At 60.0% G+C, this 20,897-nt stretch carries 18 protein-coding genes; 7 read left to right on the top strand and 11 right to left on the bottom strand.

What is annotated here, in order from left to right:
* Positions 1-237 precede the first annotated feature (237 nt).
* From mdtD to yccS, 4 genes are all read left to right on the top strand, one after another.
* A complete protein-coding gene (mdtD, locus tag BSF44_RS16750; protein WP_095944452.1) occupies positions 238-1,665 on the top strand; it encodes a multidrug transporter subunit MdtD in 1,428 nt (475 codons plus the stop codon).
* Between the two features lie 105 nt (positions 1,666-1,770).
* The gene (dbpA, locus tag BSF44_RS16745) at positions 1,771-3,108 is read left to right on the top strand and encodes an ATP-dependent RNA helicase DbpA (protein WP_256589093.1); all 1,338 of its coding nucleotides are present in this window, start codon (positions 1,771-1,773) and stop codon (positions 3,106-3,108) included.
* 152 nt (positions 3,109-3,260) lie between these two features.
* Positions 3,261-4,439 carry an NAD(P)/FAD-dependent oxidoreductase gene (locus BSF44_RS16740; protein WP_095944451.1) on the top strand — a complete coding sequence of 393 codons (1,179 nt, stop codon included), beginning with the start codon at positions 3,261-3,263 and terminating at the stop codon, positions 4,437-4,439.
* 220 nt (positions 4,440-4,659) lie between these two features.
* Positions 4,660-6,843 (top strand): YccS family putative transporter, encoded by a 2,184-nt coding sequence (gene yccS / locus BSF44_RS16735; protein ID WP_095944450.1) that lies wholly within the window; start codon positions 4,660-4,662, stop codon positions 6,841-6,843.
* Between the two features lie 139 nt (positions 6,844-6,982).
* On the opposite strand, the gene BSF44_RS16730 is transcribed toward yccS, so the two are convergent.
* The gene (locus tag BSF44_RS16730; protein WP_095944449.1) at positions 6,983-7,720 is read right to left on the bottom strand and encodes an ABC transporter substrate-binding protein; all 738 of its coding nucleotides are present in this window, start codon (positions 7,718-7,720) and stop codon (positions 6,983-6,985) included.
* 258 nt (positions 7,721-7,978) lie between these two features.
* On the opposite strand from BSF44_RS16730, the gene BSF44_RS16725 reads away from it, so the two are divergent.
* Entirely contained in the window at positions 7,979-8,431 is a 453-nt protein-coding gene (locus BSF44_RS16725) for a GNAT family N-acetyltransferase (protein WP_095944448.1), read from the top strand.
* Between the two features lie 108 nt (positions 8,432-8,539).
* On the opposite strand, the gene BSF44_RS16720 is transcribed toward BSF44_RS16725, so the two are convergent.
* The 3 genes from BSF44_RS16720 to BSF44_RS16710 are packed head-to-tail and all read right to left on the bottom strand — an operon-like array spanning position 8,540 to position 11,531.
* On the bottom strand, positions 8,540-8,836 hold the full coding sequence (locus BSF44_RS16720; protein ID WP_008050237.1) for a helix-turn-helix domain-containing protein: 297 nt from the start codon (positions 8,834-8,836) through the stop codon (positions 8,540-8,542).
* Between the two features lie 37 nt (positions 8,837-8,873).
* Entirely contained in the window at positions 8,874-9,362 is a 489-nt protein-coding gene (locus BSF44_RS16715; RefSeq protein WP_046039320.1) for a M48 family metallopeptidase, read from the bottom strand.
* A 45-nt stretch (positions 9,363-9,407) separates the two neighbouring features.
* On the bottom strand, positions 9,408-11,531 hold the full coding sequence (locus BSF44_RS16710; protein WP_095944447.1) for a bifunctional diguanylate cyclase/phosphodiesterase: 2,124 nt from the start codon (positions 11,529-11,531) through the stop codon (positions 9,408-9,410).
* 323 nt (positions 11,532-11,854) lie between these two features.
* On the opposite strand from BSF44_RS16710, the gene BSF44_RS16705 reads away from it, so the two are divergent.
* A complete protein-coding gene (locus BSF44_RS16705) occupies positions 11,855-12,520 on the top strand; it encodes a polysaccharide lyase family 7 protein (protein ID WP_095944446.1) in 666 nt (221 codons plus the stop codon).
* A 95-nt stretch (positions 12,521-12,615) separates the two neighbouring features.
* Here the strand turns inward: BSF44_RS16705 and BSF44_RS16700 are convergent, their stop codons facing one another.
* The 7 genes from BSF44_RS16700 to tkt form a co-directional block, all read right to left on the bottom strand.
* Complete coding sequence (locus BSF44_RS16700) at positions 12,616-13,074, bottom strand: hypothetical protein (RefSeq protein WP_141250038.1); 459 nt, start codon at positions 13,072-13,074, stop codon at positions 12,616-12,618.
* Between the two features lie 176 nt (positions 13,075-13,250).
* The gene (fba, locus tag BSF44_RS16695) at positions 13,251-14,315 is read right to left on the bottom strand and encodes a class II fructose-bisphosphate aldolase (protein ID WP_007981624.1); all 1,065 of its coding nucleotides are present in this window, start codon (positions 14,313-14,315) and stop codon (positions 13,251-13,253) included.
* A gap of 261 nt (positions 14,316-14,576) precedes the next feature.
* Positions 14,577-14,909, bottom strand: coding sequence for an MliC family protein (locus BSF44_RS16690; protein ID WP_095944444.1), 333 nt, complete (start codon positions 14,907-14,909; stop codon positions 14,577-14,579).
* A gap of 56 nt (positions 14,910-14,965) precedes the next feature.
* On the bottom strand, positions 14,966-15,187 hold the full coding sequence (locus BSF44_RS16685) for a hypothetical protein (RefSeq protein ID WP_095944443.1): 222 nt from the start codon (positions 15,185-15,187) through the stop codon (positions 14,966-14,968).
* Between the two features lie 35 nt (positions 15,188-15,222).
* Positions 15,223-16,386: a phosphoglycerate kinase gene (locus BSF44_RS16680; RefSeq protein WP_095944442.1), complete on the bottom strand. Its 1,164-nt coding sequence runs from the start codon at positions 16,384-16,386 to the stop codon at positions 15,223-15,225.
* Positions 16,387-16,398: 12 nt separating this feature from the next.
* Complete coding sequence (gene epd / locus BSF44_RS16675) at positions 16,399-17,451, bottom strand: erythrose-4-phosphate dehydrogenase (protein WP_095944441.1); 1,053 nt, start codon at positions 17,449-17,451, stop codon at positions 16,399-16,401.
* A 187-nt stretch (positions 17,452-17,638) separates the two neighbouring features.
* Entirely contained in the window at positions 17,639-19,636 is a 1,998-nt protein-coding gene (gene tkt, locus BSF44_RS16670; protein ID WP_095944440.1) for a transketolase, read from the bottom strand.
* Positions 19,637-19,897: 261 nt separating this feature from the next.
* Between tkt and BSF44_RS16665 the strand changes: the two genes are divergently transcribed.
* The gene (locus BSF44_RS16665) at positions 19,898-20,893 is read left to right on the top strand and encodes a metalloregulator ArsR/SmtB family transcription factor (protein ID WP_095944439.1); all 996 of its coding nucleotides are present in this window, start codon (positions 19,898-19,900) and stop codon (positions 20,891-20,893) included.
* The last annotated feature ends 4 nt before the right edge of the window (positions 20,894-20,897 follow it).

Below are 20,897 nucleotides of genomic sequence, written 5' to 3'. Positions count from 1 at the left end.
GCTGTCGGCGAGTACCTATAGTCAGCGGGCGACGGCTTCGGCGTTATTGCCGGGGGCACTGGTCAGCCGATTGACTCTAACACTGTAAACACGCCTACCCCCTGTAGGAGCGAGCCTGCTCGCGATGGTCGTGAACGATGACGCGTGCTGCCTGGAAAAACGCAGCGCCTTCACATTCATCGCGAGCAGGCTCGCTCCTGCAGGAACGGAGTAAAGCTCACACTGACAAGGGGTCCCATGCCCAACCGCCCACCTCTCGACGCTGTGACCGCCCGCTGGATACCCTGGGTCGTCGCCATTGCCTTCTTCATGCAGTCCCTCGACGGGACGATCCTCAACACCGCCCTGCCCGCCATGGCCCGGGACCTCGCCGAAGATCCATTGCGCATGCAGGGCGTGATCATCGCCTACATGCTCACGGTCGCCTTGCTGATTCCCGCGTCCGGCTGGATCGCCGATCGCTTCGGCACCCGGAAAATCTTCTTCAGCGCGATTTTGCTGTTCAGCCTCGGCTCGCTGCTCTGCGCATTGTCGAGCAGCCTGAGCATGTTGATCGGCGCCCGGGTGATCCAGGGCCTGGGCGGCGCGTTGATGTTGCCGGTCGGGCGGCTGGTGGTGTTGCGCGCCTACCCGCGCTCGGAACTGGTGCGGATCATGGGCTTCATCACCATTCCCGGGCTGCTCGGTCCGTTGATCGGCCCGACCATGGGCGGCTGGATGGTGCAGTACCTGACCTGGCACTGGATCTTCCTGATCAACCTGCCGGTGGGGCTGGTCGGTTGCTACGCCGTGTGGAAATTCATCCCGGACCTGCGCGGTTCCGAGCGCACCCGTTTCGATAGCCTGGGTTTCGTGCTGTTTGGCGCGGCGATGATTCTGATCACTATCGCCATGGAGGGCCTGGGCGAACTGCACTTGCCGCACCTTCGGGTGATGTTGCTGCTGTTTGGCGGGATGGCGTGCCTGGCGGCGTACTGGTTACGCGCCGGGCATATCGAAAACCCGTTGTTCGCGCCGTCGCTGTTCAAGACCCGAACCTTTGCCGTCGGCATTCTCGGCAATCTGTTCGCCCGCCTCGGCAGCGGCGCCCTGCCCTTTCTGGTGCCGTTGCTGCTGCAAGTGGCGCTGGGCTATTCGCCGTCCCAAGCCGGGATGAGCATGCTGCCGCTGGCGGCGGCGGCGATGATCGCCAAGTGGGTGGCGCGGCCGCTGATCGAGCGCCTGGGTTACCGCATCGTGCTCACCGGCAATACCCTGGCGCTGGGGATCATGCTGGCGAGCATGGGCCTGGTCAGCGAGCAGACGCCGTACTGGCTGCTGCTGTGCCTGCTGGCGATCCTCGGGGCGATCAACTCCTTGCAGTTCACCGCGATGAACACCGTGACGCTGATCGACCTCGACGACGCCAGCGCCAGCAGCGGCAACAGTTTGCTGTCGGTGGTCGCACAGTTGTCCCTGAGTTTGGGGGTTGCCTGCGCGGGTGCGCTGCTCGGTGGCTTTACCGCGGAAATTGGCAATGATGGCGTGGACACGGTCCTGGGGGCATTCCAATTGACCTTCGTGACCGTGGGAATCATGGCGATGCTGGCCGCGACGATCTTCTCGCAACTGTCAAAAAATGACGGACGGCGAGTTAAGCGTCCGGAAGAACACATAGAGCCTTAGGGCGAATGGCCACTGGACTGGTACACTGCGCGACATTTTGTTTTGCAGGCCAGTCCCGTGACCACCATCGCCACCGAATTTAATACTTTGCCGCTGTCCGCCGCCATGCTGGCTAACCTCGACTCCCTCGGTTATGCCCAGATGACGCCGATCCAGGCGCAAAGCTTGCCGGTGATCCTCAAGGGGATGGACCTGATCGCCCAGGCCAAGACCGGCAGCGGCAAGACCGCCGCCTTCGGCATCGGTCTGCTGAACCCGATCAATCCGCGTTACTTCGGTTGCCAGGCGTTGATCCTGTGCCCGACCCGCGAGCTGGCTGACCAGGTCGCCAAGGAAATCCGTCGCCTGGCCCGTGCCGAAGACAACATCAAGGTCCTGACCCTGTGCGGCGGCGTGTCCCTCGGCCCGCAGATCGCTTCGCTGGAACACGGCGCGCACATCATCGTCGGCACCCCGGGACGCATCCAGCAGCACCTGCGCAAAGGTTCGCTGGTCCTTCACGGCCTGAACACCCTGATCCTCGACGAAGCCGACCGCATGCTCGACATGGGTTTCTACGATTCCATCGAAGAAATCATCATGCAGGCCCCGGAGCGTCGCCAGACCCTGTTGTTCTCCGCCACCTACCCGGTAGGCATCAAGCAGCTGGCCTCGAAGTTCATGCGCAACCCGCAGCAGGTGAAGGCCGAGGCGTTCCACGACGACACGCAGATCGAACAGCGCTTCTACGAGATTTCCCCGGATGACCGCATGAGCGCAGTGACCAAGGTTCTTGGCCACTTCCGCCCGGCCTCCTGCGTGGCCTTCTGCTACACCAAGCAGCAGGTTCAGGAAACCGTCGATCACCTGACCGCCAAAGGCATCTCCGCCGTCGGCCTGCACGGCGATCTGGAACAGCGTGACCGCGACCAGGTGCTGGCGATGTTCGCCAACCGCAGTACTTCGGTGCTGGTGGCGACTGACGTCGCGGCCCGTGGCCTCGATATCGACTCTCTGGACATGGTGATCAACGTCGAGCTGGCCCGTGATTCGGAAATCCACATTCACCGCGTCGGCCGTACCGGTCGCGCCGGTGAGAAAGGCCTCGCCATCAGCCTGGTGGCGCCGTCCGAAGCACAGCGCGCCCAGGCCATCGAGCAATTGCAGAAGACCCCATTGACCTGGGACCAGGTGGACAACCTCACCTCCAAGGGTGGCGGCCCGCTGTTGCCGCAGATGAGCACCCTGTGCATCGCTGCCGGCCGCAAGGACAAGGTTCGCCCGGGCGACATTCTTGGCGCACTGACCGGTGACGCCGGCATCCCCGGCGCCCAGGTCGGCAAGATCGCGATTTTCGACTTCCAGGCCTATGTGGCCGTGGAGCGCGGCGTCGCCAAGCAGGCCTTGCAGCGTTTGAACGATGGCAAGATCAAGGGCCGTTCGTTGCGCGTTCGTATTTTGTAAGCGATCTTCCAACCAAAGAAGATCCCCTGTGGGAGCGAGCCTGCTCGCGAATGCAATCTGTCATTTAGCCTATGGTTGACTGACACACCGCTTTCGCGAGCAGGCTCGCTCCCACAGTTTGTTTTGTGGCGAGTCATTGAGAGGACACCGTTTTGCGCTCTACCGAAGTCGTGATCATTGGCGCTGGCGCCGCAGGGTTGATGTGTGCACTGACCGCCGCCGGGCGTGGGCGCAAGGTATTGTTGCTCGACCATGCCAACAAGGCCGGCAAGAAAATCCTGATGTCGGGCGGTGGCCGCTGTAATTTCACCAACATGTACACAGAACCGGGCAATTTCCTCTCGCAGAACGCACACTTCTGCAAATCTGCCTTGGCCCGTTACACCCAGTGGGACTTCATCGACATGGTGGCCAAGCACGGCGTGCCGTACCACGAGAAAAAACTCGGCCAGTTGTTCTGCGATAACAAATCCAGCGACATCCTCGAAATGCTGCTCAACGAGTGCGAACAGGTCGGCGTCAGCCTGCACCTGGACACCTCGATCCAGACCATCGAGAAGCTCGAAAGCGGCTACCTGCTGGACACGACACTCGACCAAATCACCTGCGAATCCCTGGTAATCGCCACCGGCGGCCTGTCGATCCCGACCCTGGGCGCCACCGGTTTCGGTTACCAGGTCGCCAGGCAGTTTGGCCACGAATTGCTGCCGACCCGCGCCGGTCTCGTGCCGTTCACCATCACCGATCAGCTCAAGGCCTTGTGCACCGAGCTGTCCGGTACATCGGTGGATTGCCTGGTGAGCTGCAACGACCAGAGCTTCCGCGAGAACATCCTGTTCACCCACCGCGGCCTCAGCGGCCCGGCGATATTGCAGATCTCGTCGTTCTGGGAATCCGGCGATACCGTCGAGATCAATCTGCTGCCGGATCACGACGTACCGGGCTGGCTGCAACAGCAACAGGCCGAACGTCCCAACAGCGAGCTGAAAACCCTGCTCGGTGAAATTTTCACCAAAAAGATGGCCAATCTGTTGGCGGACAACTGGTTCGCCTCCAAACCGATGAAGCAGTACACCCACGCGGAGCTGGCCGATATCGCGGAAAAACTGGCGAGCTGGAAAGTCGTGCCCGCCGGCACCGAAGGCTATCGCACCGCCGAGGTGACCCTGGGTGGGGTCAACACCAATGAAGTGTCGTCCAAGACCATGGAGTCGCTGAAAAGCCCGGGGCTGTACTTCATCGGTGAAGTGCTGGACGTGACCGGGCATCTGGGCGGGTTCAACTTCCAGTGGGCCTGGGCTTCGGGCTACGCGGCCGCGCAGTACGTCTGATCCAACCCAAAACCTGTAGGAGCGAGCCTGCTCGCGATAGCGGCCTAACAGTCGACATCAATATTGAATGTACCGGCCTCATCGCGAGCAGGCTCGCTCCTACATTGAATACGTGTGGTATCAAGGAACAGATTTTGCTGTCTGATGTGATCGACGCCATTGCGTCGGCGTCATTAGTGGCTCAATTTAGCGTCATTGCCTCGGAAGGCCTTCGCATTTCATGTCATCGACTTCGTTCCGCCAGTCTCTGCGTCGCCTTTGGGCGCTGGATAAATTCAGCTACAGCGTGCGGGTATTCATTGCCCTGACCGGCACCATGGCGCTGTGTTGGTATCAGGATGAAATGGGCCTGCTGATCCCCTTGTTCCTGGGGATTATCGCCAGTGCCCTGGCCGAGACCGACGACAGCTGGCAGGGCCGTCTCAACGCACTGGCGGTGACGCTGGTGTGTTTCGCGGTTGCCGCTCTGTCCGTCGAACTGCTCTTCCCCTACCCCTACCTCTTCATCATTGCCTTCGCCCTGGCCGCGTTCTGCCTGACCATGCTCGGCGCCCTCGGCGAGCGCTATGGCGCGATTGCCTCGGCGACGCTGATCCTGTCGGTCTACACCATGATCGGTGTGGACCAGCGTGGTGGCGCGGTCACCGACTTCTGGCACGAACCCCTGCTGTTGGTGGCCGGTGCTGCCTGGTACGGCGTGCTCTCGGTGTTGTGGCAGGCGCTGTTTTCCAATCAGCCGGTGCAACAGAGCCTGGCGCGCCTGTTCCGCGAGCTGGGCTTTTACCTGAAGCTCAAATCCTCGCTGTTCGAGCCGATCCGGCAGATGGACGTGGAGGCGCGGCGCCTGGAATTGGCCCAGCAGAACGGCCGGGTGGTAGCGGCACTGAACGCCGCCAAGGAGATCATCCTGCACCGGGTCGGCAACGGTCGCCCGGGGTCGAAAGTCAGCCGCTACCTCAAGCTGTACTTCCTCGCTCAGGACATCCACGAACGCGCCAGCTCATCGCACTACCCTTACAACGCCTTGGCCGATGCCTTCTTCCACAGCGACGTGCTGTTCCGTTGCCAACGCCTGTTGCGCCAGCAAGGCAAGGCCTGCCGGGCCCTGGCCGAATCGATCCAGATGCGTCAGCCGTTCACCTATGACGCCGGTTTTGCCGAGGCCCTGAGCGACCTGGATGCCTCTCTCGAACACCTGCGCATCCAGAGCAACCCGGCCTGGCGCGGCTTGCTGCGTTCACTGCGGGCACTGGCGGCCAACCTCGGTACTCTCGACCGTTTGCTCAGCGATGCCAGTAACCCCGACGCCTTGGCCGACGCCACCGACAGCAGCCTGCTCGACCGTTCGCCGCGCAGCCTGAAAGACGTGTGGCTGCGCTTGCGCACGCAGCTGACGCCGACCTCGCTGCTGTTCCGCCATGCCCTGCGATTGCCCCTGGCCTTGAGCATCGGCTACGCCATGGTGCATTTGATTCACCCGTCCCAAGGCTACTGGATCATCCTTACTACGCTGTTCGTCTGCCAACCGAACTACGGCGCCACCCGCCGCAAACTCGGTCAGCGGATCATCGGCACCGCCATCGGCCTGACCCTGGCCTGGGCGCTGTTCGACCTATTCCCGAACCCGCTGATCCAGTCGTGTTTCGCCATTGCCGCCGGGGTGGTGTTCTTTACCAACCGCACCACCCGCTACACCCTGGCGACGGCGGCAATCACCCTGATGGTGCTGTTCTGCTTCAACCAGGTGGGTGACGGTTACGGGCTGTTCCTGCCACGGCTGTTCGATACCTTGCTCGGCAGCCTGATCGCCGGCCTCGCAGTGTTCCTGTTCCTGCCGGACTGGCAGGGCCGACGCCTGAACAAGGTGCTGGCCAACACGCTGACCTGCAACAGCATTTACCTGCGCCAGATCATGCAGCAATACGCGGCGGGCAAAAGCGACGACCTGGCCTACCGCCTGGCCCGCCGCAACGCGCACAACGCCGACGCGGCGCTGTCGACCACACTGGCCAACATGCTGATGGAGCCGGGACATTTCCGAAAGGAAGCGGACGTAGGCTTCCGCTTCCTGGTCCTGTCGCACACGCTTCTGAGCTACTTGTCGGGCCTGGGCGCGCACCGGGAAACACAACTGCCGGCGGACGTGCGTGAGCACTTGATCGAAGGGGCCGGGGTGAAACTGGCCGCCAGCATCGACGCGATCGCCCAAGGGCTGGCGAGCAAGTCTTCGATCGAGATTCAGAGCGATGAAGAAGAAGCACTGGCCAATGAACTGGAACAGATGCCGGATGAAATCGATGAGGGTCAGCGGTTGGTGCAGACACAACTGGCGCTGATCTGCCGGCAGTTGGGGCCGCTGAGGACGTTGGCAGCGCACCTGATCAAGGACACCAGTGAGGATTGAGATCTGTGGTGTCTGGGCGGGCCTCATCGCGAGCAAGCTCGCTCCCACATTGGTTTTGTGAACGACGCAAATCTACTGTGGGAGCGAGCTTGCTCGCGATGAGGCCATCAGCAGCAACACAGAAACTGGCTCAACCCACTCACATCCCGTGCTGCTTCATCAGCTTCTCATAACTCCCGTCCGCCTTCATCGCCGCGATCTCCCGGTCGAAACCGGCGACGATCCGCGCATGCTCGGGATTCTTCAGGCTGACCATGATATGCAGGCTGTTCTCGCTCAATGGCTTGGGCAGGAATTCCACGGCGTTTCGCACCGTCGGCGACTCACGGGCCAGGTAGTAGCGGGCGACGAATTCATCTTCCAGCGTCAGCTTGACCCGGTCGGCCGCGAGCATGCGCACCGCCATGGCGAAACTGTGCACGGGGATTTTCTGCAACGACTCGTCGTTGTCGAACGGGGGCGAATAAGCGTATCCACGCACGACGGCAATCGGATAGGTGTGCAATTGCTGCAGGCTATTGAATTCGATGGGCGCGTCTTTGCGCTTGAGAAAGCGCACGCGATTGAGCAGGTACTCGCCGGAGAACTGGCCAAGCCGGGTCCGCTCCTCGGTGTACCAGGCGTTGACCAGCACGTCGTATCGGCCCTCGCCCAATCCCATCAAGGCCCGTGCCCAGGGCACCTGTTCGAAATCACTGGCATAGCCGGCCCTGGCGAGCGCGGTACTGACAATGTCCGTGGCCAAACCACCGTTGACGAGCGTGGCGTCGGTAAAGGGTGGCCAGGCATCAGCGACCAACCGCAGTTTTTCTGCCGCCGCTCCCTGAACCAGCAACAGCAACCCAATCAAGGCAAAAGCTCGATGCAACCGCGGCATGCCAGAAAATCCTTAGCGGGCGAGTTGCCCGACGTGTTTTCAGCCAAAACCCCAAGGCCCCTTTACCGGCAAGACTCGGGTACTCAACATCAGCTCATCGAAGCCATAGCACAGCGCTTCGATCCAGATTACACAAAGAAGACATCCACGCGAAAAATGAATGATGGCATTTTGGCCTTTGTCACAGATTCTTCCGCCATAAAGACTTCTGGCGTGAGTGCGCTTAGTATCGGAACGACGTTTTCAGGGAATCAAAACATGACAGTCGATTGGATCTGCAAACACCACAGCGACCTGGGCAAGGAGCAGCTGTACGCCATTTTGCAGTTGCGTGCGCAAGTGTTCGTCATCAAGCAAAAATGCATTTACCAGGATATTGATGGCCAGGACCTGGAAGGCGACACCTGCCACGTGATGGCTTGGGACGGTAACCAGCTGGTGGCCTATCTGCGCTTGCTTGACCCGCAATCACAGGGCGGCGACGTGGTGATCGGGCGGGTGATCACTGCCCCTCAGGCACGCGGCGCAGGCCTGGGGCACGAGTTGATGGAGCAGGCATTGAAACATATCGAAAAATACTGGCCCGGCCTGCCGGTCTACCTATCGGCCCAGGCGCATTTGCAGGGGTATTACAGGCGCTATGGCTTTGTCGTGGCGGGTGAGGAATATGTCGAGGATGGCATTCCACACATCGGGATGCGTCGTCCTTGAAGGCCCTATCGCGAGCAAGCTCGCTCCCACACTGGATTTGAGTTGTGAACACAATCAACTGTGGGAGCGAGCTTGCTCGCGATGGCGTCAGCTCAGGCAACGCAAATCTCAGGGATACTCCAACACCGCTTTGATCTGCCGCAGATTACGCTCGATCCAACCGCGATCAATCGCCCCCCACTCGCGAATCCGATAGCGCCCCGCATGGTTGCGCGCGCCTTCTTCCTGCTCGAACTCACAAATGATGTCCAGATCCGCCAACGCCGCGATGGTGTCCTGTGCCGTGCGTCGGGGCATGCCGGTGACCTCGGTCAGCGTCGGGACGCTGCTGGCCAGCCCGCTGTCGATCAGGTACGCCACGTACAACCGGCGGTAGAAGCTGCTCTTGGTCTTGCTCACGTCCATCTGATGCTCCATATAAAATCGCAGCCTGCGGCAGCGGCTACAGATCCCGCCACGTCAGGTACACCCGCACATCAAATTCCACCTGGTGATAACCCGGCAGCATGTGTTCGCACAGTTTGTAGAACGCCTTGTTGTGGTCCGATTCCTTGAAGTGCGCCAGCTCATGCACCACGATCATTTTCAGGAACTCGGAAGGTGCTTCCTTGAATAGCGAAGCAATGCGGATTTCCTTCTTGGACTTGAGCTTGCCGCCCTGCACCCGGGAAATCGTGGTGTGCAGGCCAAGGGCGCGGTGGGTCAGGTCCAGACGGTTGTCGAACAGCACCTTGTCGATGGCCGGAGCATTACGCAGGTACTCCTGCTTGAGGTCCAGGGCATAGGTGTACAGCGCCTTGTCGCTCTGCACCCCGTGCTTTTGCGGGTAACGCTGGCTCAGGTAATCGCCCAGCCGACCGTCGGCGATCAGCTGACGCACCTGATCCTGCAAGGTAGCGGGATAAGCCTGGAGATATTTCAACACGGTCATCGGGACGGCAATACAGGTCACTGAAAGGCCGCCAGTGTAGCGAATTCAGCGAGCCAGCGCGCTCCAGTCAAACGGCTGGACAAAGACCCCCGTGTCTTCGGCCATCATCGGCCGGGCCACCAGAAAACCTTGCACATACTCACAGCCGTTGGCTTGCAACCATTCATACTGCGCGAGGGTCTCCACCCCTTCGGCAATCACCAGCATCCCGAACTGCCTGCACAGGTCGATCACACTGCGCACCAGCGCCGCATCCTTTGTCGACTCCGGCAACCGGGCAATCAGATGGCGGTCGATCTTGAGGGTATCCAGCTCCAGGTCGCGCAAGTGGCTCAGGGAACAGGGGCCGGCCCCGAAATCATCCAATGCCACTCGTACGCCCAGATTGTGCAGCAGGCGCAATTGCTTGCGGGCTTCTTCGGGGTTGTGCATCAAGGCCTCTTCCGTGACCTCGACTTCCAGATGACGCGGTTGCAGGCCATGGCGCTCCAGCACCTGGCGCAACTCGGTGACCAGATTGGACAACCCGAACTGCGTACTGCTCAAGCTGACGCCGAGCACCAGATCCTCGGCAAACAGGGACTCCCAGGCTTTGCGTTGCCCGGCGCCGCGATGGTAGATCCAACTGCCCAGGCGACTGATCAGCCGCGCCTCCTCCAGCAATGGCAAAAACAGCCCCGGAGGGACATCGCCGACGCTCGGGTGCTGCCAGCGCAACAAGGCTTCGAAGCCACGAATCCGCCCGTCGGCAATCGCAACCTGAGGCTGATACACCAGATTGAAATCCCGGTTCTCGATGGCCGTGCGCACACTTTCTTCCAGCATCAGCCGCGTGCGCGCCCGGCCATTCATTTCGTGATCGTAGAAGCGATATTGCTGGCGGCCGGCACGCTTGGCTTCATACATGGCGATATCGGCCGCCCGCAGCATTCCGTCGAGATTGGCGCCACAGTCAGGGAACGTGGCAATGCCGATGCTGGCACCCAGGACGATATCGAGGCCGTCGATCTGCTGACAGATCGACACTCGCTCGATCAGCTTCTCGGCAATCTTCGCCGCCTGCTCGGGGAACTCCAGATCCAGCAGCGCGGTGAATTCGTCACCGCCCATCCGCGCCAGGATGTCGAAGGGCCGCAGGCAGGCCTTCAACTGTTCGGAAACCCAGCGCAGCACCCGATCGCCGGCATCGTGCCCGAGGGAATCATTGACTCGCTTGAAGCCGTCGAGGTCCAGGTACATCAAGACCCAGGAGCTGTCCGAGCGCTCACCGCGCAACAGCAGGTTCTCTACGGTCTGGTAGAAACCCCGTCGATTGAGCAATCCGGTCAGCGGATCGGTGACCGCCTGAAATTCCAGTTGCTGATGCAGATGGCGCACCACCGACATGTCCAGTACGGTCACGACCATCGCATGTTGCTCGGCAGGCAATGGTGCGCAGGACAAGGCCACCGGCACCTGCTGGCCGGGCGCGGTTCGTAGCTGGGCATCGTGCAGGCGCAGGGTTTCGCCGCGTTTGTATCCGGCCAGTAACTCGGAATCGGCCCAGATCGGGATATGCGGTTTTTGCAGGTAGTCCAGAAACTCCTTGCCTTGCAGTTCCTGCACCGGGGCATTGAGCAACCGTGACATCGCCGGATTGGCAAAACGAATCAGGCCGTCCTCACCCAATACCAGAATGCCTTCGGCTGCGTTATCCAGCACCGACGCATTAAAGGCACGGGCGGCTTCCAGATCATGACTCAGGCGCTGCAAGGCCCGACGGTTACGCTGGTGCTCGAGCAACGCCTGGACCTTGGGCGTGAAGATCTGTGGGTCGAACGGCTTGAACAGGTAATCCACCGCACCACTGGCATAGCCCTTGATCACGGCGTCCTGGGACTGTTCGTTGGCGGTCAGGAAAATGATCGGCGTGAGACGGGTCCGCTGGCTACCGCGCATCAGGCGTGCCACTTCATAACCGTCCATGCCCGGCATCTGCACGTCCAGCAGCACCAGGTCGATATCGTGCTCAAGCAACAAGCCGAGGGCCTCGAAACCCGAGGTGGCAGTAATGACCCGCCAGCCTTGGCGCTGTAGCAACGCGCGCATGCTGATCAGGTTTTCAGGGTAATCGTCGACGACTAAAAGGGTTGAGCCGCCTTCTACTGGCGTTGATTGCGCGCATTCCATGCTGCTTCTCTAATTGCGGGGTGTCAGGCCGGTTTCTCGTGAAAACCGGACAAATACTGTGACTTCACTCTAGACCCGGTTCTGCGAAAGCAGAAGGTGTCAGTGAGCCATCAATTAATCATTGTGTCTTTTTACCGACTAACGGTCGAACGCTCAGTCCGATGAAAACCCGGAAGAAGGCATTTCGACAGGATGTTGACGTCAACCACCCGTCAGGCGGGCATTAACAAAATCCCCCGCTACGCTTATAAAGACCGCCCTAAAAGGTGCGGCCTAGAGCTTCTGGCACGCCCGTGCAGCATGACCCAAGTGGAAGAACCGACATGATCGAACTCGCAACCTGGAACCTCAGCGTTCCCGTTGGCAGCCCGCCGTACACCGTCGAAACCGCCAAGCTGGTGGACGGCTTCAAGGATCAATACTTCCATTCCGACACCGGTACATTGTTTTTCTGGGCGCCCGTGACCGGCTCCCGTACCGAAAACGCGATTTATCCGCGCACCGAATTACGTGAAACCTACAGCAACGGCACGTTGAAAAACTGGTACTACCCGGAGGCTGACAATTTGTTGTATGCCACTCTGGCAGTAAATCAGGTGCCGAGTTCCGGGAAGATCGTCATCGGCCAGATCCATGCCTATCAAAGCCAGAAACCTCTGGTGAAGGTCGAATACCAATACAAAACCAGCACAGGCACCGGCAATATCGTTGCCAAGGTCCGGATGCATCCCTATGACGATACAAGCCGGGTGATCATCGTCGCGACCGGGGTGAAACTCGACCAGGAGTTCAACTACCTCATTCACCTCAGCCCCGGCGGCGCCTTGGGCATCAGCGCCGCAGGCTATCAGTGGGATACGCAAATCAGCACAACCTGGCGCGACAAACCGCTGTATTTCAAGGCCGGGGTCTATGTGCAGGACAACACCGGGTACACCACTGAAGGCGGGAAAGTGACATTTAGCAAGCTGGATATTGATCACAACTAATAAAACGCGCGGTACGCAAACTCAAACTAACGAGTGATGCAAAAGCCAATAAACCGGCAGGCTCTATGAGTCTGCCGTACGGCATCAGACCAACATCATTCGCGAACCTTTAGGAATTCAAAATCACCCGAGGCCGAAAAAGCCCCTTCTTCAAAAAAACCGAATACTCCTTGAGGATACGGCTTGCCCCTCGTCAAACGAAACGTACCATCAGCATATTGATCACCAGGAATTTCATCAAACTCCAAATGCGCAAAAATAAGATCTCTGTTTCCTTTTAGTGGGTATTCTTTATTAATCTCAAGATTCCAGCTACCCACAGCCGCCATATAATACAAATGCCCGTCAATGGTCTTAGCCAATTTAATCCTGAAGGATTCTTCACCCATTGATAAATAGCTGTAGCCCGTAAGGCTCTCAAACTTTTCATCATGATCTGGATGTTTCAATTTAACATTCAGGTTACCCCAAGACTCGACACCATCTTTTTGTTCGATTTCCATTTTTTTCATCCGGTAAGTAAGCGAGCTCAAAGAGTAGGCTTCCACCAGCACTGGCACACCTGTAATATCTGACAGTTTTTTATATCAGTTTGAAATTACTATTACATCTTTAGCAACAAAACCCCACTCTCACCACAAACACTCGAGCGCAATAATTCCACAAGTAACACGCCCACAAAAAACCCGTCTCTCGACGGGCTTTTTTATGAAACTCAAACGCTAAAGGCTTAGTTGACCTTGGCGTTCAACTCACCTTTCAGATAACGCTGGTACATCCCTTCCAACGAGATCGCCTTGATCTTCGAAGCATTACCGGCAGTGCCGAAGGCTTCGTAGCGAGCGATGCACACGTCGCGCATGGCGGTGACGGTGGCGCCGAAGAATTTACGCGGGTCGAACTCGCTCGGGTTGGTGGCCATCAGGCGACGCATTGCGCCAGTGGATGCCAGGCGCAGGTCGGTGTCGATGTTGACCTTGCGCACGCCGTGCTTGATGCCTTCGACGATTTCTTCAACCGGTACGCCGTAGGTTTCCTTGATGTCGCCGCCGTACTGGTTGATGATCGCCAGCCACTCTTGCGGAACCGAAGACGAACCGTGCATCACCAGGTGAGTGTTCGGAATGCGCTTGTGGATTTCCTTGATGCGGTCGATGGCCAGCACGTCGCCGGTAGGCGGCTTGGTGAACTTGTAGGCGCCGTGGCTGGTGCCGATCGCGATGGCCAGGGCATCCACCTGAGTGCGTTTTACGAAGTCAGCGGCTTCTTCCGGGTCGGTCAGCATCTGGCTGTGATCCAGAACGCCTTCGGCGCCGATGCCGTCTTCTTCACCGGCCATGCCGGTTTCCAGCGAACCCAGGCAACCCAGTTCGCCTTCTACCGATACGCCGCAGGCGTGAGCCATGGCCACGGTCTGTTGGGTCACACGGACGTTGTAGTCGTAGTCGGTCGGGGTCTTGCCGTCTTCGCCCAGGGAACCGTCCATCATTACCGAGCTGAAGCCCAGTTGGATGGAGCGCTGGCAGACGTCAGGGCTGGTACCGTGGTCCTGGTGCATGCACACCGGGATGTGCGGGAACTCTTCGATGGCTGCCAGGATCAGGTGACGCAGGAACGGTGCGCCGGCGTATTTGCGAGCACCCGCCGAAGCCTGGACGATCACCGGGGAGTCAGTCTTGTCAGCGGCTTCCATGATGGCGCGCATCTGCTCAAGGTTGTTGACGTTGAAGGCTGGAACGCCGTAGCCGAACTCGGCTGCGTGGTCCAGCATCTGGCGCATGCTGATAAGTGCCATTGTGTATATCTCTCCCGGTTGAGGGTCGTTAATCGTGCCAGCCTGCCGTAGCGGCGGCGGCTATTCAAGTTTTTGCAGATCGGGGGTTGGCCCGGGCTGCGGATTCGGGTGTTGCGAAAATCTCAAGAACTTACCCAGAACCCCTGTGGGAGCGAGCCTGCTCGCGATGGTGGCCCAGACAACGAGGACATTCAGGTACCCCGCGTTATCGTTAACGTCCATCGCGAGCAGGCTCGCTCCCACAGGTACGGCGTAGTCCGTTTATTGCGTCTTGCAACCACGGCCGATCAAATCATTGGTGGCGACCCAGTAAACCAGGCCTTCCTCACCTTTTATGTGAAACGCCAGCATGTCGTTGCTGTACAGCGAACCCGATGCACCCGGTTCCTGTTTCAAGCGGTAGACCTGATCGGCACCGCCCAGACGCACGTCGACTTCCCTGCGGCTGTCGTCGGTGTAGCGCCACAGCACTTTGGCCTGGCTGTCGCAGGTCCAGGTGGTCCAGTTATCCACAGGCGCGGACGACTGGAACAGGTCCAACTGAGCACAACCGGCCAACAACGCCAGCGCCGCAACGGCGATAAAACCTTTCATCCGTGTCCCTCGACTGACGGCGCACGCTGCCAGCCCTGAGTAATGAGTCAGACCCGTCAAGGGCAGCCATGTTCCTTGGCGGGTGCCTGAGTCTCGTATTTGTCCAGGCCTTCCGGCCCGGAACGCTTGTTGAGCACCGGGTTGGTTTCCGCCTGCCAGTCAGCCTGGTAGCAGCCTTTGTCCGACTCGGACGGCGCAGATTCCGGGGTGGCCTTCGGGCTACTCCCGCAAGCCACCAGCGAACCCGCGACGATCAACAGTGCTAACGTCTTGACCATTTCAACACTCCCTTGCCTGGTCGAACGGGCGACCCTCAGGCCTTGGCCCGGCTTTCCAGGACTTCAACGGCTGGCAGGACCTTGCCTTCGACGAATTCGAGGAACGCGCCACCGCCGGTAGAAATGTAGGAGATCTGCTCGGCCACGCCATACTTGTCGATGGCCGCCAGGGTGTCGCCACCGCCGGCAATGGAGAACGCGGCACTCTCCGCGATGGCCTGGGCCAACACTTTGGTGCCATTACCAAACTGATCGAATTCGAATACACCGACCGGACCGTTCCACAGGATGGTTTGCGACGACTTCAGCAGCTCGGCGAAATTCGCCGCGGTCTGCGGGCCGATATCCAGGATCATGTCGTCGGCGGCGACGTCAGCGATCAGCTTGACGGTCGCAGTGGCGCTTTCAGCGAATTCCTTGGCAACCACCACGTCCACTGGCAGCGGCACGCTGACCTTGGCGGCGATGGCGCGAGCGGTGTCCAGCAGGTCCGGCTCGTACAGGGATTTACCGACCGGGTGACCGGCAGCGGCCAGGAAGGTGTTGGCGATGCCGCCACCCACGATCAACTGGTTGCAGATCTGGCTCAGGCTGTTCAGCACGTCGAGTTTGGTCGACACCTTGGAGCCGGCAACAATGGCCGCCATTGGCTGGGCCGGGGCACCCAGGGCTTTGCCCAGTGCGTCCAGTTCAGCGGCCAGCAGCGGGCCGGCGGCAGCGACCTTGGCGAACTTGGCCACGCCGTGGGTCGAACCCTCGGCGCGGTGAGCGGTACCGAAGGCGTCCATCACGAACACGTCGCACAGGGCGGCGTATTGCTTGGCCAGTTCGTCAGCGTTCTTTTTCTCGCCCTTGTTGAAGCGCACGTTTTCGAACAGCACGATGTCGCCCGCTTTCACGTCGACGCCGCCCAGGTAGTCAGCTACCAGTGGCACTTCGCGGCCCAAGGCCTTGCTCAGGTAGTCAGCGACTGGCTTGAGGCTGTTCTCGGCCGAGAACTCGCCTTCGGTCGGACGGCCAAGGTGCGAGCAGACCATCACGGCCGCGCCTTTTTCCAGGGCCAGCTTGATGGTCGGCAGCGAGGCCAGGATACGCGCATCGCTGGTGACAACACCGTCCTTGACTGGGACGTTGAGGTCTTCGCGGATCAATACGCGCTTACCTTGCAGATCGAGGTCGGACATCTTCAACACGGTCATGGGTCGCACTTCCTACGGTTTTTTTGAAGTTGCTGTTTGCAGATAGTGTTCTGCAACGTCCAGCATTCGGTTGGCAAAACCCCATTCGTTGTCGAACCAGGCCAGGATGTTCACCAGCCGAGGGCCGGAAACGCGGGTCTGACTGGCATCGACGATCGCCGAATGTGGGTCATGGTTGAAATCACAGCTTGCGTGGGGTAGCTCGGTATAGGCCAGAAGGCCTTTGAGCGGGCCGCTGGTGGCGGCTTCGCGCAGTATCCGGTTGACCTCGGTGGCGTCGGTCGCGGTGGCGGTCTGCATCGTGATATCGAGGCAGGACACGTTGACCGTCGGCACCCGCACGGCTTTGGCCTGAATTCGGCCGGCAAGTTCCGGCAGCAGGCGCTCGATACCACGCGCCAGACCGGTGGACACCGGAATCACCGACTGGAACGCCGAGCGGGTGCGGCGCAGGTCTTCGTGGTGATAGGCATCGATGACCGGCTGATCGTTCATTGCCGAGTGAATGGTGGTGATCGACACGTAATCCAGACCAATGGCCTGATTCAGCAGGCGCAACAACGGCACGCCGCAGTTGGTGGTGCAGGACGCATTGGACACCAGTAACTCGTCGCCGGTCAGGCAATCCTGGTTCACGCCATAGACGATGGTCGCGTCGACGTCCGTCTCGCTGGCCATCGGCTGGGAAAAGAGCACGCGCGGGGCGCCAGCGTCGAGGAAACGCTGGCCGTCTGCGCGGGTGTGATAAGCGCCGGAACACTCCAGCACCAGATCGACGCCCAGGGACGCCCAATCGATGCCTTCGGGGGTGGCACTGCGCAGGACCTTCACGCAGTCGCCATTGATATGCAGACAATCGCCGTCGACTTTCACCTCACCGGGAAAACGCCCGTGGGTGGAGTCGAAACGTGTCAGGTATTCGATGCTGGCCATGTCCGCCAGATCGTTGATCGCGACAATCTCGAACCCGGCCTTCTCACCTCGCTCAAACAACGCACGCAAGACACAACGACCAATCCGGCCGTAGCCGTTGAGTGCAACTTTGTAGGGACGCGGTTGAGGCATGGGGTTCTCGATAGACGCAGGTAGATCGAAATCGCATTAACAACACAACCCTTGTAGGAGCGAGCCTGCTCGCGATTGCGGCTCAGGCAACGCGGGCATTCAGGCACCCCACGTTATCGTTGACGACCATCGCGAGCAGGCTCGCTCCTACAGGGGACAGCGGTGGTCGTGAGACCACCGCACGGTGCTAGTCTTCCAGCAGCTCTTCAGCCTGACCCAGGATGTTTTCCAGGGTGAAACCGAACTCTTCGAACAAGGCCGACGCAGGCGCCGACTCGCCGTAGGTGGTCATGCCGATCACGCGGCCTTCCAGGCCCACGTACTTGTACCAGTAGTCCGCGTGAGCGGCCTCGATGGCGATACGGGCGCTGACCTGCAACGGCAGTACCGATTGCTTGTAGCCGGCGTCCTGGGCATCGAACACGCTGGTGCACGGCATGGAAACCACGCGAACCTTGCGGCCCTGCTCGGTCAGCTTGTCGTAGGCTTGAACGGCCAGACCGACTTCCGAACCGGTAGCGATCAGGATCAGCTCAGGCTCGCCCGCGCAGTCCTTGAGTACATAACCACCACGGCTGATGTCGGCGATCTGGCCGGCATCACGGGTTTGGTGCTGCAGGTTCTGACGGGAGAAGATCAGGGCCGAAGGGCCGTCCTTGCGCTCCAGTGCGTACTTCCAGCTCACCGCCGATTCAACGGCGTCGGCTGGGCGCCAGGTATCGAGGTTCGGCGTGCAGCGCAGGCTGGCCAGTTGCTCGATTGGCTGGTGAGTCGGGCCGTCTTCGCCAAGACCGATGGAGTCGTGGGTGTAGACGTGGATCACACGCTGCTTCATCAGGGCCGACATGCGCACCGCGTTGCGGGCGTATTCCATGAACATCAGGAAGGTCGCGCCGTAAGGCACCAGGCCGCCGTGCAGGGCGACGCCGTTCATGATTGCAGTCATGCCGAACTCGCGCACGCCGTAATACATGTAGTTGCCGCTGGCGTCTTCGGCGGTGACGCCTTTGCAACCTTTCCACAGGGTCAGGTTGGAACCGGCCAGGTCAGCCGAACCGCCGAGGAACTCAGGCAGCAACGGGCCGAATGCGTTCAGGGCATTCTGGCTGGCTTTACGGCTGGCGATGGTTTCGCCCTTGGCGGCCACTTCGGCGATGTAGGCCGAGGCTTTTTCGCTGAAGTCAGCTGGCAGGTCACCGCTCAGACGACGCACCAGTTCGCTGGCTTCAGTCGGGAACGCAGCGGAGTAGGCAGCGAAACGCTGATCCCACTCGGCTTCCACGGCGCGACCTGCTTCCTTGGCGTCCCACTCGGCGTAGATATCGGCCGGAATTTCGAACGGGCCGTGGTTCCACTTCAGCGCCGCACGGGTCAGGGCGATTTCCGCGTCACCCAGTGGGGCGCCGTGGCAATCTTCCTTGCCTTGCTTGTTCGGCGAACCGAAACCGATGGTGGTCTTGCAGCAGATCAGGGTTGGCTGATCGCTTTTGCGTGCAGTGTCAATCGCAGTCTTGATCTCTTCCGGGTCGTGACCGTCGACATTGCGGATCACTTGCCAGTTGTAGGACTCAAAACGCTTCGGCGTGTCGTCGGTGAACCAGCCTTCGACTTCACCATCGATGGAGATGCCGTTGTCATCGTAGAAGGCGATCAGCTTGCCCAGGCCCAAGGTACCGGCCAGGGAAGCGACTTCGTGGGAAATGCCTTCCATCATGCAGCCATCACCCAGGAACACATAGGTGTGGTGGTCGACGATGTTGTGGCCAGGACGGTTGAACTGCGCCGCCATGACTTTTTCAGCCAGGGCAAAACCCACGGCGTTGGCCAGGCCCTGGCCCAGTGGACCGGTGGTGGTTTCAACGCCCGGGGTGTAGCCGAGTTCCGGGTGGCCCGGGGTGCGGCTGTGCAGTTGACGGAACTGCTTGAGGTCGTCGATCGACAGGTCGTAGCCGGTCAGGTGCAGCAGCGAGTAGATCAACATCGAGCCGTGGCCGTTGGACAGCACGAAGCGGTCACGGTCGGCGAACGATGGATTGCTCGGGTTGTGCTTGAGGTAGTCGCGCCAAAGTACCTCGGCGATATCCGCCATACCCATCGGGGCACCGGGATGGCCGCTGTTGGCTTTTTGCACGGCATCCATGCTGAGGGCACGAATGGCGTTGGCACGCTCACGACGGCTAGGCATCGCTGTTCTCCTGGGGGCTTGAATAAAACGAAACGGAAAAAAGGCGAGCATTTTCCCTCACCGGGACGCCTCGGGGCAATGACAGATAGTCATCTGAAGGCGTTTTTCCAATGGATAACGACGGTTTCGCCTGGTGAAACCTTTCCGCCGTCCGTTTGTTGACTGAAGCTAACGTCCGGAAGTGCCATCTATCGAGCAATATCAAAACTTTTTGATATTGCTCTTGCGATGCCTTCGACCCGTGACTAGACTGCCGGCCTTATGAATTTACGCGTGCCATCCATTCAACATGACGATTGCGATGAGCTGGCAGCCTTGTGCAAGGCTGGCGGCGATCCCCTGCGGTTGAATGTCTTGCGCGCGCTGGCCAACGACTCGTTCGGTGTGCTGGAACTGGCGCAGATCTTCGGCATCGGCCAGTCAGGCATGAGCCACCACCTCAAGGTGCTGGCCCAGGCCGACCTGGTGGCGACGCGCCGCGAAGGCAATGCGATTTTCTACCGTCGCGCCCTGCCCCACACCGAACTGCTGGGCGGCAAACTGCACGCGGCCCTGCTCGAAGAAGTGGACAACCTGACGCTGCCGACTGACGTACAGTCGCGCATCGCACAGGTCCATGGGCAACGGGCGGCCGCCAGCCAGGACTTTTTCTCACGGGTGGCGGAGAAGTTTCGCGCCCAGCAAGACTTGATCGCCGGCCTGCCGCAATACCGCGAAAGCGTGGTGGCCCTGCTCGACAAGCTGAGCTTCGACAAAGACGCCACGGCCATTGAAGTGGGCCCCGGCGATGGCGCCTTCCTGCCGGAACTGGCGCGCCGCTTCGCGCAAGTCACGGCGCTGGATAACAGCAGCGCGATGCTCGAACTGGCACGCCAGGTCTGCGAACGCGACAAGCTGACTAACGTTAGCCTGCAATTGGCCGATGCATTGAACGGCGTCAGCCTCAAGGCCGATTGCGTTGTACTGAACATGGTGCTGCACCATTTTGCCGCGCCGGCCGATGCGCTCAAGCACATGGCCAATTTGCTGCAACCAGGCGGTAGCCTGTTAGTGACAGAGTTATGTAGCCACAACCAGAGTTGGGCCAAGGAGGCCTGCGGTGATCTCTGGCTGGGGTTTGAACAGGACGATCTGGCCCGTTGGGCCACCGCTGCGGGACTCGTTCCCGGGGAAAGCCTCTATGTAGGCTTACGTAATGGTTTCCAGATCCAGGTCCGCCACTTTCAGCGACCGGCTGGCGACACTCACCATCGGTAATTTC

The sequence above is a fragment of the Pseudomonas sp. ACN8 genome (genome assembly GCF_002303925.1).
Taxonomy (GTDB): domain Bacteria; phylum Pseudomonadota; class Gammaproteobacteria; order Pseudomonadales; family Pseudomonadaceae; genus Aquipseudomonas.
This window is presented reverse-complemented; position numbering and strand designations above follow the sequence as displayed.